This is a genomic window from Nocardia sp. NPDC051900, from assembly GCF_044452545.1.
Classification (GTDB): Bacteria; Actinomycetota; Actinomycetes; order Mycobacteriales; family Mycobacteriaceae; genus Nocardia; species Nocardia sichangensis.
The window spans coordinates 354,847-367,115 of the sequence record NZ_JBITBU010000003.1 but is presented as its reverse complement, the minus strand read 5'-3'; the positions used below and the strand labels follow the sequence as shown (position 1 = coordinate 367,115).

The window sequence follows — 12,269 nt, the reverse complement described above, 5'->3', positions numbered from 1 at the left end:
TTGTCCGAAACACTCAACTGCAGAGTGCTACGGTGAACGGGTGGATATTCTCAGCGAGACCATCGCGGCCATCCGCACCGGCAGTCCCACCTCCGGCCTGTTCATCCGGCACGCTCCGTGGGGTCGGCGGTACCCGGTAGTGCCGGGCGCGGGTTTCCACGTGGTCTTACAGGGCTCTTGCTGGGTGGTGCCGCCGGACGGCGAACCCATTGCACTCGGCGTGGGGGACGTGCTGTTCATGCCGCGCGGGGCCGACCACGACTTGGTGGACAGTCTGGACACCCCGGTCACCGAGAGCGCGCAGCCCGGTGAGCCACGGGAGATCGTAGGGCCGGGCGTGCGGACCGCTCTGCTCTGCGGCGCTTATGAACTCGGCCGCAGCCGCACCCATCCGATCCTCGACGAGCTGCCCGAGTTCATCCATCTGCCCGCGCGTCCGGGGCGACATCCCGCGCTGCGCGGCGCGGTCGACCTGCTGGCCGCGGAGATCGCCGAGCCCCGTCCGGGCAGCGACGCGGCCGTGCCCGCGATCCTCGAGACGTTGCTGCTGTTCATCCTGCGGGCCTGGTTCGACGAGCAGTCCGACCTGTGCTCCTCCGGCTGGGCGGGCGCCTTCGCCGATCCCGCGGTCGCGGCGGCGCTGCGCGCGGTGCACGAGGAACCCGCCCGCGCCTGGACCGTCGCCGACCTCGGTGACATCGCGGGCGTCTCCCGCGCCACCCTCGCGCGTCGCTTCATCGCGACGGTCGGCGAACCGCCGCTGGCTTACGTGACCCGCTGGCGCATGCTGACCGCCGCTCGCCTGCTCCGCGACACCGACAGCAGTCTCGGCGCGCTGGCGCGGCGGGTCGGATACACCTCGGAGTTCGCCTTCGCGAAGGCCTTCAAACGCGAATACGGCGTGGCGCCGGGCCAATACCGCCGTGCGGCCGACAGTCCGCCATTGGTCGCGGTCTGACCGGGCCGCCGCCGCATATCGCTCGACCGGACCGGCAAGTGCGCGGTCACGGCGCGAGGACTGATCCCTGCCCGCGCCGTATGACGTGGTGACCGAGGGGAACGCCGCCGAAAGGGGCGAGACTCGCGGGCTGTCTCCGAACTCAGCTGAACGGCGAGCGTGGCCTTTCCTGGAGTTCACCGTCGACGTAGATGTCGACCTTCTCGTTGTAGAAGCAGACCAGCCCGGCGACCTTCTGGCTCTCCGGAAGCGGCGTGCGGTAGCCCCACACATAGTCGGGATACTCGTTGCCGCCGACGCGGACGGTCCAGTAGTCGGCGGTGCCCTTGTACGGGCAGCTGGTGTGGGTGGCCGACGGATACAGCAGATCCATGCGGACGTCCGTCATCGGCAGGTAGTACCGCGCGGGCAGACCCGTTTCGAAGAGGATGCGCGGCCCGTGCGAGTCGGCCACGGTGACCCCGTCGATCTCCACCCGCACATGCCGGGAGCTGGCCAGGATGTCGACGCGCGAGTACGGGTTGCGCGGGTGGACGTAGATCGGTTCGTCCTCCTCGAACCACTCGTCCATCGCGCCCCACTCCAAGCGAACCAGCTCGCGCAATTCGGTCAGCGGCGAGTCGTGGTAGCGCAGCGCCGCCCCGCCCGCTGTCGTGCCGTCGACCACGAGGTCGTAGACCGTCGCGTCGCCGCGGCTGGTGGAGTGCTGGGTCTGCCCGTTCGGTTCGAGCTTGGCGCGCAGGTCGGTGACGGGCAGATAGTAGGTCGGATAGTGCGGGTTCTCCCAGACCAGCACCGGCCGCACGCTGTCGGCCACCAAGTGCCCGCCCAGATAGACGCGCACACGCTTCTGGCTGGTCTCGACGCTGACGCGCCCCCGCTTCGCTTCGGTCATATCTCCTGACCGTACTCCTCGCACCGGCCCGCGCCAGCGTGCGGAAACGGCGAAGGCAGCCACGCTGGCGGCTGCCTTCGGTGCGCTCGGGGATCAGTCGTCGCCGACCGTGATGGCCTGGGCTTCCTCGACGCTGTGCGGTGCGGGATCGTGGTCGTCGAGGTGGGCCAAGGCGGCGCGCCCGGCGAGCAGGACGACGACCGCGGCGGCGGTGCACGCCGCGCCCACCCAGAACGGCAGCGAGACGCTGTGCTCGCCGAGCTTGCCCGCGAGGTAGGGCGCCGCGGCGCCGCCCGCGAAGCGGACGAAGCTGTAGGCCGCCGAGGCGGTGGACCGCTCCACCGGCGCTGAGATCATCACGGCCTCGGTGATCAGCGTGTTGTTCACGCCGAGGAACAGGCCTGCCAGCACGGTGCCGACGATCAACACCGGCTTGTGCTCGGCGAACACGGCCATCATCGCCAGGTCGGCGGCGAACAGGCCCAGGGAGAGTCCCATCATCGGCAGCGAACCGAACCGGCGCTGCAACCGGGGAGCGAGGAAGACCGACGCGATCGCCAGCAGTACACCCCAGCCGCAGAAGATGAAGCCGATCGCATAGGTGCCCATATCCAGCGGGAACGGGGTGTAGGCGAGCAGGGTGAAGAAGCCGAAGTTGTACAGCAGGGCGGTGATGCTCACGATCAGCAGCCCCCGATAACGCAAGGCGCGGAACGGCGCGGCGATCGAGGTGTGATGCGTCGGCTTGGGACCTTCCGGCAGCAGGACGACGATGCTCACCAGCGCGATGGCCATCAGCACCGATACGCCGAAGAACGGTCCGCGCCAGCTGATTCCGCCGAGCACGCCGCCGACCAGCGGACCGGTCGCGATGCCGATGCCGAGCGCCGCCTTGTAGAGGATGATCGCGCGGGCCACGCCGCCGCTGGCCGCGCCGACGATGGTGGCCAGCGCCGTGGCGATGAACAGCGCGTTGCCCAGGCCCCAGCCCGCGCGGAAGCCGACGATCTGCGCCACCGTATTCGACATACCGGCCAGCGCCGCGAACACGATGATGATCGTCAACCCCGCCAGCAGCGTCTTCTTCGCGCCGAAGCGGCTGGACACCACGCCGGTGACCAGCATGGCCACGCCGGTCACCAGCATGTAGCTGGTGAACAGCAGCGACACCTGGGACGGGGACGCGTTCAGTTGCTCGCCGATCGGTTTGAGGATGGGATCGACCAGGCCGATGCCCATGAACGCGATCACGCTCGCGAACGCGACCGCCCAGACGGCTTTCGGTTGCTTGGTGTTGTCCGCGACCGGTGCGCGGGTGGGAGCCAAAGTGCTCATCAGTGTTCCCTCGAGATCGGATCGTGCTGTCGCGTAGCCGTTTTCAGGGCCTCCAGCAGGTCGTGCAGTTCGGTGTCCAGCCGGGCCAGTCGCTCGGTGTCGAAGCCGGGCAGGTGTTCGCCGATCGCGGTGGCGAATGCGCGGCGGAACTCGGCCAGCCGGGTCCGCCCGGCCGGGGTGAGTTCGACGATCACGGCCCGGAAGTCCTCCGGGTCCTTGCGCCGGGTCGCGTAGCCTTCCGCGACCAGCTTGCCGATCAGCGCCGTTGCCGCCGGCTGTGAACATCGGTCGATCCCGGCGAATTCGCTGACGCGCAGCGCGCCGTGTTCGTCGAGCACCGCCAGCGCCCGCAACATGGCCCGCGGCAGGTCGTCGCCGCTGATCACCCCGGCCAGCCGAGTGAGCCTGCCCGCGGTGACGAGAAGGTCGACGACGATGTCATCCGCTATGTTCACCTGAGCTTGCCGCACGAGAAATATTATTACATAGGCTAACTATCTATTTACGGTGAAGTCGGCCACATGAGGTGGATCCCGGCGGAACGGTGGGTTCCGCCGGGTTGCCCAAGTCGGCGGTGAGGGAGTCAATCCACCTGTCCGGCAATGGTATTCGTCGATTCTTCGTAGTGGATGTCATATGCCGCCGCGATGGGATTGATCTTCACCGGATCCAGCACGCCCTCGGTCAGCACCGATGCTCCGGCTTCGAAAAGGTCCTCCAGATAGCACTCCCAGCCGCCGGGTGAGGAGATCTGCAGCACTCGTGGCGGCGGCTGCGATCCGCAGCGCAGGGCATGCGGCACGCCGTGTGGCAGCAACACGAACATGCCTTCCGTCGCGGAAAGGGTTCGGTCGTCGAACTCGATGTCGAGCGTTCCTTCGAGCACGTAGACGCATTCGTCCGCGATGTGGTGTGTGTGCCGGGGGATGTCGCGCGCGAGGGTCACTTCCAGCAGGGAGAACCTGCCCTCGGTGTCGGCGGTGGTGGCCTTCACCGCGAACGCGGGCGGCAGCGGCACTCGGCCGGGCCGTGCCTCGCCGGGGGTCAGAACGCGGAAACGATTGTGGGACATGAAGTGCTACCCTTCGAAGCGATGAAACGGAATCGGAATCCGATTCCGTTTGAAGCGTAAACACGGAGGGATCGTCAGTGTCAAGGCCACCATCGGCCCGCAAGCAGCGCGCCGACGCCACGCTCAACCGCGCCCGCATCGTGTCCGTGGCGCGCACGCTGTTCGCCGAGCACGGCAGTGCCGTGCCACTGACCGAGATCGCGCGCGCCGCCGGAGTCGGCGTCGGAACCGTCTACCGTCATTTCCCCACCCATGCCGACCTCATCGAGGCCGCGGCCGAGCAGCGCTTCGCCGAGATCGAGGAGTTCGCCCGCACCGAATGCCTGCGCGCCGAGCCCGGCGAGGGGCTCGCACGCTACCTGCTTCATGTCGGCGAGGTGCTGGCGGCCGACCGGGGCTTGTCGGCGGCGATCGAGACGTCGCGGCAGTCGGCGGGCAGCGAGCCGAGGGGCGAATCCCGCGGCAGGCTCGAGGACGTGATCGGCGAGCTCGTCGAGCGGGACCGAGCCGCGGGAACATTGCGTGACGACTGCACGGTGGCGGACGTCTACATGATCGTCGGCGCGTTGTCCGCCACCATCGGCAGCGGCAGCGGTGATTGGCGCAGGCTCGTGCGGATCGTTCTGCACGGCCTGCGCCCCGATGCGGCCCGTGGACGCTCGGACGAGTGAACTCGGAGGTCAGCCGGGGGCTATGTTGGCGTTGCGGTGGAAGACGTTGCCCGGGTCGTAGTCGGCTTTGATGTGCGCCAGCTTCGCGTATTTCGTGCGTCCGTACGATTCGCGAACCCGGGCATGGTCCGGGTCGGCCATGAAATTGACATACCCGCCCTGGTTGGAAGCCAATGGACGCAGCGCATCCCACGTCGTGCGCACCCATTCCCGGTCCAGCGCGAGCGTCTCGGTGTCGGGAGTGATCGCGGTGATGTTGCACTCGTAATGCGAACGGCGCGTGCCGCCGAATGCCGTGTCGTCCTCACCGACAGTGCTGAACGTGCCGCTGAGCGGGAAGATCGGCATGAACGACAGCGGCGCGGTTTTCCTGGCCGCGTTCGCGATCAGCACCGCGATGGCGTCGTTGGAGAAATCGTCGAGGTCGAGCGCCTTCTCGTAGCCGTACAGGCCCCACGGCGCTGCCGCGTCGAGCATTCGCTGCAATCCGGCATACGGCATCGGGGTGCGGAATTCGAACAGCGGCGGCAGGGCGTTCCGGATCGGCGCCACCGCGGCGGCGTGCTCCTCGGCCGTGCCGAAACCGGCGACGATCAGGGCATGGCCCGCGTGGCCGTGGTATCGCTCCGGGACGAAAGGCGCGGGCGGCGCCGACATCGCCAGCGCGATCAACGCTCCCGACCGGCGCGGCAGAGTGGGGATGAACTCACGGATCAGGCGGAGTGCGTCGGTGCCGTCCGGCATGTCCCAGAAGAGCAAGCCGAGGTGGATTTCCGGCCCGACGTGATGCAGGCGGTACTCGAATTCGGTGACCACTCCGAAATTTCCGCCGCCGCCGCGCAACGCCCAGAACAATTCCGCGTTCTCGGTCTCCGACGCCCGTACCACCTGGCCGTCGGCGAGCACCACCTGCGCCGAGACGAGGTTGTCGATGGCCAGCCCCGCCATGCGGGTCAGCCAGCCCATGCCGCCGCCGAGGGTGAGGCCGCCGACGCCGGTATCGCTGATCACTCCGCCGGTCACCGCCAACCCGTACTTCTGGGTCGCGGCGTCCATGTCCGCCATCGTCGCTCCGCCGCCGACCCGGGCCCGCTCGGCTTCCGGATTCACCACGACGCCCTTGAGGGCGCTCAGGTTGATCATCAGGCCGCCTTCGCCGACCGCGGTCCCACTGTAGGAGTGGCCGCCGCCGCGAACGGATATCTCCAGCCCCCGGTCCCGGCCGAAGGCCAACGCCGCGGCCACGTCACGCGGTGACAGGCACTGGGCGATCACGGCGGGGTGCCGGTCTATGTCCCCGTTCCAGATGGCGCGGGCCCGGTCGTACCCGGTATCCGCTGGGCCGTACACCGGCCCGTCCATGGTGGACCGTAATGCTTCGAGATCGGAATGCACTGTTTGCGTCATGGCATCCTCCCGGCTGGTGGGCCCCGACGACTTTTGGGAGGCGAGCCGGCATATCGACTCGCTACGGCACCGATTCCGACCTGCGGTGCCACTCGAAAACGCATCCCCCGGCATGCGCGTGTGGCGCTTGTCACATCTTAGTGCATCGGGACCATGCCGGACAGCCTATCGAGGAAGGGCGCGCCGCCGACCAGGTCGGCGCGCCCTGACCCGGCTCAGGCGGGCTGCGTCATCGGGCGGTGCGCGGCCCCGAAGAGCTGCGCGTCCGCGTGGGCGCGCTTGAAGAACAGATGCGCGTCGTGTTCCCAGGTGATCGCGATGCCACCGTGCAACTGGACGGTCTCGGCCGCGATGGCGGCGAGCGCCTCCGAGCAGTGCACGCGGGCGACCCAGACGTCCTCGGCGGCCGAGGGGCTGTTCGCCGCCACCGCCGCGGTCGCCGCGACGGACGCGGACCGGGCCGATTCCAGCAGCACGTACATGTCCGCCATGCGGTGCTTGAGCGCCTGGAAACTGCCGATCACCCGGCCGAACTGCACGCGGGATTTGGCGTAGTCGACCGTCGTCTCCAGGCAGCGGTCGGCGGCGCCGACCTGCTCCGCCGCCACCGCCGCCCACGCGATCTCGCGCAGCCGGGCGACCGTCCCGGACTGGTCACCCGAGCCGAGCCGTCGCGCGTGCGCGTCGGCGAAACCGACTTCGGCCAGTTTGCGGGTGGGGTCCATGGTGGGCGCGGGCCTGCGGGTGACGCCCGGTGCGGTGGGTTCGATCTCGAACAGACCGGTCGGCGTGACGACGACGAAGGTGTCGGCCGACATACCGTCGAGCACGTAGTGCGCGGTCCCGGTGAGGGCGCCGTCCGTCTCGTGCACACCCGGCTCGTCCCAGCCGCGCTCGTCGGCCCAGCAGACCGCGATCGTGCGCGTGCCCTCCGCCACCTCGGGCAGTAGCCGTGCGCACGCTTCGTCGTCGCCCGAAAGCAGCACCGCCTGTCCACCGAGAACGGCGGAGCCGAGCATCGGAACCCCGGCGAGCGTGCGACCCAATTCGCCCACCACCAGCAGGGATTCGACCAGGCTCGCACCGAAGCCGCCGTATTCCTCGGGAATCGCCAGCGCCGCGACGCCGATCTGCTCGCACAGCAGCCGCCACAGCGCCGGGTCGTAGCCGAGTTCGCTGTCCATCGCGGCGCGCACCGCCGCGGACCCGGCGTGCTTGGTCAGCAGTGCACGCACCGAGGCGAGGAATTCCTGGTGTTCGGCGGTCATGCGATGCCTCGCTCGGCGCGTTCCTGGTCGGTGTCCTCCCGCAGCGCCCGTGCGATCCGGGCGCGATGCAGGTCCGGTGTGCCCCAGGCCGAACGCAGCGCGGTCACCTTGGTCAGCCACAGCGACAGGTCGTACTCGGCGGTGTAACCGATCGCGCCGTGTACCTGGAGCGCGGTGCGGGCCGCGCGGTAGGCGGCGTCGCCGCAGGCGATCACGGCGGCCGAGACGTCGCGGCTCCGAGTTGGTCCGGTCATGGTCAGCGCGGCCCGGTAGAGCAGCGGCTCGGCCAGGTCCAGCGCGATGAGCACGTCGGCCAGCTTCTGCTTCACAGCCTGGAACTCGCCGATCGGTTTACCGAATTGCTTGCGCTGCTTGGCGTATTCGGTGGACGCGTGCAGCAGGGCCTTTCCCGCGCCGAGCAGCTGGGCCGCGCAGGCCAGCGCGCCGGTGTCGAAACCGGCGGCCACGGCCGCGGCGACCTGCCCACCCTCGGCGACGGGCTCGGCCGCGGCGACCGTGAACAGGCGGCGGGCGGGATCGACCGATCGCACCAGGCCGCTGCGGTGCCCGAGGGACAGCTGCTCACCGGCCAGCAGGACCACCTCGGCGGTGTCGGCGTCCAGCGCGACACCGCTCGCGAAGGCGACGGTGCCCAGCGCCGTGCCCTCCGCGAAGCCGGGCAGCCAGCGCTCGGCCGGATCACGGCCCGGAAGCGCTTGCAGCAGAGCCGGAATCGCGGCGGCGGTCTCCAGCACCGGTCCCGGCACGGCTGCCCGGCCGATCTCCTGGAACGCCACGACCAGATCGATCGGTTCGGCGCCGATGCCGCCGTGCTCCTCCGCCACGGCCAGACCCAGCACACCGGCCTCGGCCAGTTGCCGGATCAACGCGCGACCGGGCCCGCTGTCGCCGGACGCCCACGCGCGCACGGCGGAGGGCGCGCGGCCCGCCTCCAGCAGTTTGCGCAGGCTGGCGGCGAAATCGAGTTGTTCGGGACTGAGCGCGAATCTCATCGGCTGCTTCCTCTCGGTAGTCCGAGCAGCCGCTCGGCGATGATGTTGCGCTGGATCTCGTTGGTGCCCGCGTAGATCGGTCCCGACAGCGCGAACAGGTATCCGTCCGTCCACGGCCCGGAACGTTCCGCCGCCGGACCGAGCACCTCGAGCGCGGTCTCGTGCATGGCGATGTCGAGTTCGGACCAGAACACCTTCGTGATCGAGGATTCCGCGCCGAGCTTGCCGCCTTCGTTGAGCCGGGTGACCGTGCCGAACGTGTGCAGCCGGTAGGCCTCGCTGCCGATCCAGGCGTCCACCACCGCGTCGCGCTGCGCGGTGTTGTCCTCGTCGCCCGCCTCGCGCCACAAATCGATCAGCCGTCGCGCGGTGGCGCTGAACCGCCCGGGGCTGCGCAGCGAGAGGCCGCGTTCGTTGCTGGAGGTGCTCATCGCGACGCGCCAGCCCTCGCCGGGCGCGCCGATGACGTCGCGGTCGGGCACGAACACGTCGTCGAGGAAGATCTCCGCGAAGCCGGGTTCGCCGTCCAGCTGCGGGATCGGGCGCACCGAGACCCCGTCGGCGGTCAGCGGGAACATCACGTAGGTGAGGCCCTTGTGCCGCTCGGCCTCCGGGTCGCTGCGGAACAGTCCGAAGGCCCAGTCCGCGAAGGCGGCGCGCGAACTCCACGTCTTCTGGCCGCTCAGCAGCCAGCCGCCGTTGGTGCGCCGGGCGGTCGAGCGGATACCGGCCAGGTCGCTGCCCGCTTCGGGCTCCGACCACGCCTGCGCCCAGATGTCGTCGCCGCGCGCCATCCGCGGCATGATCCGTTCCAGCTGTTCCGTGGTGCCGTGCTCGAAAAGGGTTGGCGCCAGCAGGAATATGCCGTTCTGGCTGACCCGCCCCGGCGCGCCCGCCGCGTAGTACTCCTGCTCGAACAGCACCCACTCCAGCAGCGAGGCATCGCGCCCGCCGAACTCCTCCGGCCATGCCACCACCGAGAGCCGGGCGTCGGCGAGGGTGCGCTCCCACGCGCGGTGCGCCTCGAATCCCGCCTTGGTGTCCATGGAGGGCAGCGGTTTCGCGGGTTTGTTCGCGGCCAGGAATTCGCGGACCTCCCGCTGGAATTCCTGGGTCGTCAGATCGAGATCCAGATCCACTAGGTCGTTCCGTTCTGTTCTGCGGTGCTCGCGGAGGCCTTCATCGACTTGGCGTTCATGCCGCCCAGCGAGTCGGCGCCGACCTCGGCGTTGTGCGCGTGCGCGAAGTGGTGCAGGCCGAAGACCGAATCCATGCCCGAGCGCATGCCCATCAGGTCCTCGGCCTGATTGACCGCTTTCTTCGTCAGCGCGAGACCGAATTGCGGCATGGTGGCGATCTTCTCGGCCAGCGCGAGGGTTTCGGCCTCCAGTTCGGCGCGCGGCACCACCCGGTTGACCATGCCCCACTCCTTGGCCTGCGCGGCTCCGAACCGGTCGCCGGTGAACAGGAACTCCTTGGCCGCGCGCGGACCCATCACCCACGGGTGCGCGAAGTACTCGACGCCCGGAATGCCCATGCGGACCACGGGATCGGAGAAGAACGCGTCGTCGGAGGCGATGATCAGATCGCACACCCAGGCCAGCATGAGCCCGCCCGCGATGCAGGCGCCCTGCACCATGGCGATGGTCGGCTTGGGGATCTCCCGCCAGCGCCTGCACATGCCGAGGTAGACCTCGAGCTCGCGGGCGAAGCGCTGGTCGCCGCCGGCCCGGTCCACGTGGTCCCACCACAGCGCGGCCTTGTTCTGGTACCGCACGTGGTGGTCGCGGCCGGGCGTGCCGATGTCGTGCCCGGCGCTGAAGTGTTTGCCGTTGCCCGCGAGCACGATCACTCCGACCTCGGGGTCCTCCACGGCGCGCTCGAACGCGGCGTCGAGGGCGTAGGTCATCACCGAGTTCTGCGCGTTGCGGTAGTCCGGCCGGTTCAGCGTGACGATCGCGACGCGTCCGCGCCGCTCGTAGGTGACGACCTCACCTTCGTCCGGGATCGCCGGACCCTCGTCCGGGGTTGCCGGTTCCGACATTACGACTTCTCCTCACGTAGTTGACGCTTGAGCACTTTCCCGGCGGCGCTGTAGGGCAGCTGGTCGCGGAACTCGACGAACCGCGGCACTTTGAAATTGGCCAGCACGGTGGTGGCGTGGGCGAGCACCTGGTCCTCGGTGAGGCCCGAGCCGGGCTTGCGCACCACGTACGCCTTGCCCACCTCGCCCATCCTGGTGTCGGGCACGCCGATGACCGCCGACTCCGCGACGCCGTCCAGCCGGGCCAGCGCCTGTTCCACTTCGGCGGGGTAGACGTTGAAGCCGCCGGAGATGTACATGTCCTTGAGCCGGTCGGTGATCGTCAGGTATCCGCGGTCGTCGACCGTGCCGATGTCGCCGGTGTGCAGCCAGCCGTCCTCGTCGATCGTCTCCGCGGTGCTTTCCGGGTCGTCCAGGTATCCGAGCATCACGTTCGGCCCGCGCAGCAGGACCTCGCCCGCCTCGCCGAGGCGCAATTCGAAATCCGCGATCGGCCTGCCGCAGGTGTTCGCGATGGTCTCGGCGTCGTCATCGACGCGGCACATGGTGCCGAAACCCGCGCTCTCGGACAGGCCGTAGGCGGTGATGACGACGTCGAAGGCCAGTTCCGAGCGCATCCGCTCGATAAGCACCACCGGCACCGTCGCCGCTCCGGTGACGGCCACGCGCAGGGAGCTCAAGTCGAATTCGGCGCGGCGCGGGAAATCCAGGATCGTCTGGTAGATCGTCGGCGGACCGGGCAGCACGGTGATCCGCTCCGCGCCGATCCGCCGCATCGTCTCCGGTACGTCGAAGGTGACCTGCGGGATGATCGTGGCGCCCGTGACCAGGCAGGCGAGGATGCCCGCCTTGTATCCGAAGTTGTGGAAGAACGGGTTCACCACCAGATACCGGTCGTCGCCCCGCAAGCTGGCGCACTCCGCCCAGGCCCGCACCACCGAAAGCGCCTGCCGGTGCGCGACCAGCGTGCCCTTGCTGCGGCCGGTGGTGCCGGAGGTGAACAGGATGTCTGAAATGTCGTCGGGGCGGACCGACTCGGCGCGTTCCTCGGCTTCGGCCACGGTGACCGGCGCGGCGACGGTCGCGAGTTCCGACCAGTCCAGCGCGGCGATGTCGGTGTTCTCCGTGCCGGGTTCGACCGGGATCACCACCACCGTGTCGATGGCCAGATCGGACGTGCGCAGTTCGGCCAAACGGTCGCGGCCGAGGAAGGGCCCCGCGATGAACAGGGCCTTCGCGTCCACCCGTCCGAGCACGTCGGCGGCCTCGTCGGCCACGTAGCGGGTGTTCAGCGGCACCAGCGCCGCGCCCGCGTAGTGCGCGGCGAGCGCGGCGATCACCCAGTGGTGGGTATTGGGCGCCCACATGGCCACCCGGTCGCCCGTCCGCACCCCGCGTGCGATGAGCGCCCGTGCCACTTCCTGGACCGCCTCGAGCAACTGGGCCCAGTTCAGCCGCACCTCGCCGTCGGCGATCGCCGGGGCGTCGCCGAAGGTCCGAGCGGCGTGGTGCAGTGCCATCGGTGTCGTCTGTGCAGGGGTTGTCACGGTTGTCCTTACCGTCCGCGAGCGAGTTATGCGTGCACTCTACAAAGCAAGTGCTTGGT

The 12,269-nt window shown here is 69.2% G+C and carries 12 protein-coding genes; 2 read left to right on the top strand and 10 right to left on the bottom strand.

Going from position 1 to position 12,269, the window contains the following annotated elements; translation table 11 throughout:
• Positions 1–40: 40 nt before the first annotated feature.
• On the top strand, positions 41–958 hold the full coding sequence (locus ACIA5H_RS06460) for an AraC family transcriptional regulator (RefSeq protein ID WP_379250345.1): 918 nt from the start codon (positions 41–43) through the stop codon (positions 956–958).
• A 142-nt stretch (positions 959–1,100) separates the two neighbouring features.
• On the opposite strand, the gene ACIA5H_RS06455 is transcribed toward ACIA5H_RS06460, so the two are convergent.
• The 4 genes from ACIA5H_RS06455 to ACIA5H_RS06440 form a co-directional block, all read right to left on the bottom strand.
• Complete coding sequence (locus tag ACIA5H_RS06455) at positions 1,101–1,853, bottom strand: DUF427 domain-containing protein (RefSeq protein WP_379250347.1); 753 nt, start codon at positions 1,851–1,853, stop codon at positions 1,101–1,103.
• A 93-nt stretch (positions 1,854–1,946) separates the two neighbouring features.
• A complete protein-coding gene (locus ACIA5H_RS06450) occupies positions 1,947–3,188 on the bottom strand; it encodes an MFS transporter (RefSeq protein WP_397074337.1) in 1,242 nt (413 codons plus the stop codon).
• Entirely contained in the window at positions 3,188–3,658 is a 471-nt protein-coding gene (locus ACIA5H_RS06445) for a MarR family winged helix-turn-helix transcriptional regulator (protein WP_397074335.1), read from the bottom strand. Before ACIA5H_RS06445 ends, ACIA5H_RS06450 begins: the two co-directional genes overlap by 1 nt.
• A 113-nt stretch (positions 3,659–3,771) precedes the next feature.
• Positions 3,772–4,260, bottom strand: coding sequence for a cupin domain-containing protein (locus ACIA5H_RS06440; RefSeq protein WP_397074333.1), 489 nt, complete (start codon positions 4,258–4,260; stop codon positions 3,772–3,774).
• Positions 4,261–4,337: 77 nt separating this feature from the next.
• On the opposite strand from ACIA5H_RS06440, the gene ACIA5H_RS06435 reads away from it, so the two are divergent.
• A complete protein-coding gene (locus tag ACIA5H_RS06435; protein ID WP_397074331.1) occupies positions 4,338–4,931 on the top strand; it encodes a TetR/AcrR family transcriptional regulator in 594 nt (197 codons plus the stop codon).
• Between the two features lie 9 nt (positions 4,932–4,940).
• On the opposite strand, the gene ACIA5H_RS06430 is transcribed toward ACIA5H_RS06435, so the two are convergent.
• From ACIA5H_RS06430 to ACIA5H_RS06405, 6 genes are all read right to left on the bottom strand, one after another.
• On the bottom strand, positions 4,941–6,338 hold the full coding sequence (locus ACIA5H_RS06430; protein ID WP_355076821.1) for an FAD-binding oxidoreductase: 1,398 nt from the start codon (positions 6,336–6,338) through the stop codon (positions 4,941–4,943).
• A gap of 215 nt (positions 6,339–6,553) precedes the next feature.
• A complete protein-coding gene (locus ACIA5H_RS06425) occupies positions 6,554–7,606 on the bottom strand; it encodes an acyl-CoA dehydrogenase family protein (RefSeq protein ID WP_397074329.1) in 1,053 nt (350 codons plus the stop codon).
• Positions 7,603–8,619, bottom strand: coding sequence for an acyl-CoA dehydrogenase family protein (locus ACIA5H_RS06420; RefSeq protein ID WP_397074327.1), 1,017 nt, complete (start codon positions 8,617–8,619; stop codon positions 7,603–7,605). Before ACIA5H_RS06420 ends, ACIA5H_RS06425 begins: the two co-directional genes overlap by 4 nt.
• Positions 8,616–9,758: an acyl-CoA dehydrogenase family protein gene (locus ACIA5H_RS06415; RefSeq protein ID WP_379250358.1), complete on the bottom strand. Its 1,143-nt coding sequence runs from the start codon at positions 9,756–9,758 to the stop codon at positions 8,616–8,618. Before ACIA5H_RS06415 ends, ACIA5H_RS06420 begins: the two co-directional genes overlap by 4 nt.
• Positions 9,758–10,663 (bottom strand): enoyl-CoA hydratase, encoded by a 906-nt coding sequence (locus ACIA5H_RS06410; protein WP_379250359.1) that lies wholly within the window; start codon positions 10,661–10,663, stop codon positions 9,758–9,760. Before ACIA5H_RS06410 ends, ACIA5H_RS06415 begins: the two co-directional genes overlap by 1 nt.
• Positions 10,663–12,210: a FadD3 family acyl-CoA ligase gene (locus ACIA5H_RS06405; protein ID WP_397074324.1), complete on the bottom strand. Its 1,548-nt coding sequence runs from the start codon at positions 12,208–12,210 to the stop codon at positions 10,663–10,665. Before ACIA5H_RS06405 ends, ACIA5H_RS06410 begins: the two co-directional genes overlap by 1 nt.
• Positions 12,211–12,269: the final 59 nt, after the last annotated feature.